The organism is Anaeromassilibacillus sp. An200 (assembly GCF_002160025.1).
In the GTDB taxonomy this organism is placed as follows: domain Bacteria; phylum Bacillota; class Clostridia; order Oscillospirales; family Acutalibacteraceae; genus Caccousia; species Caccousia stercoris.
In genome coordinates, this window is the sequence record NZ_NFJU01000096.1 from 1 (window position 1) to 2,987 (window position 2,987).

At 36.7% G+C, this 2,987-nt stretch carries 5 protein-coding genes and 1 pseudogene; 1 reads left to right on the forward strand and 5 read right to left on the reverse strand.

Annotated features, from left to right (window positions below):
- Positions 1–413 (forward strand): annotated as a pseudogene (locus B5F35_RS17820) (MobA/MobL family protein); the annotation flags it as partial.
- A gap of 50 nt (positions 414–463) precedes the next feature.
- On the opposite strand, the gene B5F35_RS17825 reads toward B5F35_RS17820, so the two are convergent.
- The 5 genes from B5F35_RS17825 to B5F35_RS17845 form a co-directional block, all read right to left on the reverse strand.
- Positions 464–637, reverse strand: coding sequence for a cysteine-rich KTR domain-containing protein (locus B5F35_RS17825; RefSeq protein ID WP_087242995.1), 174 nt, complete (start codon positions 635–637; stop codon positions 464–466).
- A complete protein-coding gene (locus tag B5F35_RS17830) occupies positions 624–1,193 on the reverse strand; it encodes a DUF7010 family protein (protein ID WP_087242997.1) in 570 nt (189 codons plus the stop codon). The genes B5F35_RS17825 and B5F35_RS17830 overlap by 14 nt, the downstream gene beginning before the upstream one ends.
- On the reverse strand, positions 1,183–1,650 hold the full coding sequence (locus B5F35_RS17835; RefSeq protein ID WP_087242999.1) for a hypothetical protein: 468 nt from the start codon (positions 1,648–1,650) through the stop codon (positions 1,183–1,185). The genes B5F35_RS17830 and B5F35_RS17835 overlap by 11 nt, the downstream gene beginning before the upstream one ends.
- Before the next feature lie 10 nt (positions 1,651–1,660).
- On the reverse strand, positions 1,661–2,095 hold the full coding sequence (locus B5F35_RS17840) for a LytTR family DNA-binding domain-containing protein (RefSeq protein ID WP_087166875.1): 435 nt from the start codon (positions 2,093–2,095) through the stop codon (positions 1,661–1,663).
- Between the two features lie 262 nt (positions 2,096–2,357).
- Entirely contained in the window at positions 2,358–2,735 is a 378-nt protein-coding gene (locus B5F35_RS17845; protein WP_087243001.1) for a TnpV protein, read from the reverse strand.
- Between the last annotated feature and the right edge of the window lie 252 nt (positions 2,736–2,987).

Here is a 2,987-nt window from a genome sequence, read left to right on the forward strand (position 1 = left end):
AAACCTTGCAGGACAAAGTTCTGCCGCAGTTGAAACAGCAGCTTGCCGATACAAAGGGGCTTTTCAAAGGCAAAGAGCGAAAAGCGTTAGAGGTAAAAATCAAAGAAACCGAAACAGAGATTGCCGACAGGTTGGATAAAATCCCCGATACGCTCAAAGAGGACGGTTATCCCGATGTGCAGGTGTTTATGCGTACTTTCCGAGAAATGGAAAGCGTTGTGGAACAGTACAACCGTGACCTTGCCGAGTGGGAATATCAAGTCAGCAGGAAGCCGACAGCTACCGCCAATGAGAAGCGCAGACCGCCCGAAAAGCAAAGCGTGCTAAAACATCTGCGTGAGATACAGGAACGCAACAAGCAGAAACCGCCGCAAAGACGGCGTAAGAAATCCATTGACAGAGATAGCCGATAGGCATTGAAAAACCGCCGTTATGGCGTTACCCATAGCGGCGGCATACATAATCATTTACTGACTGCAAGCGTGATTTTCATATCCTGCACATTGATGATTGTTTCCTTGTTGCACTTCGGACAGTAGAGAGGGAAGTTTCTTAATTCTGTATCTTCCCGTATCATTGTACGAGTTTTATTGCCGCAGATAGGGCAAAGTATCCATTCTGCTTTAATTTGTTTCATAACACTTAACCTTTTTATTTTCAAGAATTAGCAAACTACAGAAAATTATCTCTGTGATAAGCATAAATACCGCCACAAAAAATGTCGGAGCATATATCCCAAGCAACAATACAATAATCGGTATCAAAATAGAAAAAACATAATATGTTTTTGATTGATATAGCCAACCATATGGCAAAAGGTGGGCTCCAAAAATTATAGCATAAACCATCAGCATTTTTTCTGGCATAACTGCATATACCCACATAGCAATCAACATATAGAGCATTTGATTAAGTGAAATAAGTAACCCCAATCCTGAAAGTGGATTTTCTTTATTTTGAAAATCAATTTTCAAAATTTTCGAGAGTAAAAAAGCCAACGGAACTAATGGTGTTGAACAGCAAAAGGTGAATAAGTTTTTTGACAAAATCGGCAATGAGGATATATGGATACCTAAGACTGCTACCCAAATGAAAACAGAAGCAACAATAAAATGCAATCCTCTTTTTTGTTTTCTTATATTATCTTCTCTCAGTTCTTGCAATGATGATACTAACTCTTTTCTATTTCCCATTTACATTTCTCCTTTGTTGTTGATATTTTATCAAAGCTTGCGTATAAATTTCTCCTTGCTTATTGCTATACCTCTGGTATATTGCAATACAAATGAAATAAAGAACACATATAATTCCGATAAAAACTAACCACTGAATAAATGTCCCTATACCGCTAAAAAATCCCATCCAATAGAAGTTTAGACACTCGTATAAGCTAAGCAACACCATAAAGCAGGTTAATCTTTTTGTGAAAGTCCAATTTTTAATAAAAACCTTTGTAAAAAGAATATTAAAAATCAGCACGCCACCAATCACAAAAAACAGTAGTTTAGTTAACATACTTACTGAAATTTGTTGCTGATTGGAAATATGACAATATGCTATCCAGATGATAAGAAGCCACGTCGTGCAAAAAGCAATTCCATTTCTCATCCAAACGAAAAATTTTATGATATCATTTTTGTTGTTTTTCATTGCCATCCTCCTATATTGATAATAATTTCCGCACAAACGGGACATATTTTCTGGAAATATATAATAACTCTCCATTACACAACGTTACTAAAATGGTACGATTTAACTCTGGTTTTAGGGAACGGATTTTATTTATGTTTACAATAAGTGACTTTGAAATTCGGACAAAGTCTTTATCGGATAAAATTTCCTCCAGTTCATATAATCTTTGTTTGATTTCCATAACATCTTCCTGCGTGTATAAAAATGTATGATTATCTACAGATTCAAAGTATAATACTTCTGATAAATTTACCCAAAATTGTGTACCGTCTTTTTGGGCATACAATTTATTGTCAAATGATTCGATATGCGATTTTAATCTCATTACTTCATCATCAATTTTATTGCACTGAATAACTACGCTTAATGTTTCTTTTATGTGCTCAATAATCTGAATATCCATACCGCACCTCCTTCAATTATTATAATATAATCATTCATATTTTTTTCTCAACGGGTTTGTTGTAAGAGGTACAAAATCTGGCATTAAAATGCCATTAACTGAGCAAACGGAGTATACCCTACCCGCCGTCTATAACAAATGTTAAGTAATATAACGCTTTTCGGTGTCAAAAGCCTTGTTTAAGCGGCTCATAGAGCATAAAATAGGGCGGGTAAGTTATCCCTACTCGCCACGATTTTACAGTCAAATTCGTTACAATGCTTTAATTGTAGATGTTTTCCTCATTCACAACCTCCATAGCACACGCCCGTATGTTATTCATTCGACCAACCCACTCTAAGGTGTTTTCAACCTTTAACTGCTCCGTGATACCCTGTGCCTGTTTCATCTGCTCTGTGAGTATTTCAAAGCGTTCTTGTGCCTGTCTGTCAATGTCGGCAAGGTAAGTGTTCAGCCTGCCGCTTGTCAATAGCGTTGTGTATGTATTTCTGTGGTATTCTTTCAGATACCGCAAGTGCCGCTGTCCCCACAAACCGATAGGCTGTTCTTTTTCGGTTGGTAAGATAAGGCAAGGAATATAATAATCTCCTTGCAGTTCATACCACATACCATTTTTATCATCGTAAATGTACTTGTCCATTGAAAAATCCTCCGTTATAATATATTCGCACATACATCACAGTTCTCCGATTGCCACACTCTGTTATATCTTGTTGTGAGATTTCCTTGCCCTTGTATTTGCCCTTATGAGCAAAGAGGGAAAGAATAAACTTGTGTGTAACCGTATAAAGAGATAAGGCGAACACATTGCGATAAATCCTTTATTTTCAAGGCTTTTGGAGGATTTTATTAAAACACTGTAACCTCTGTTGAGAGGTCATAATTTACTGAT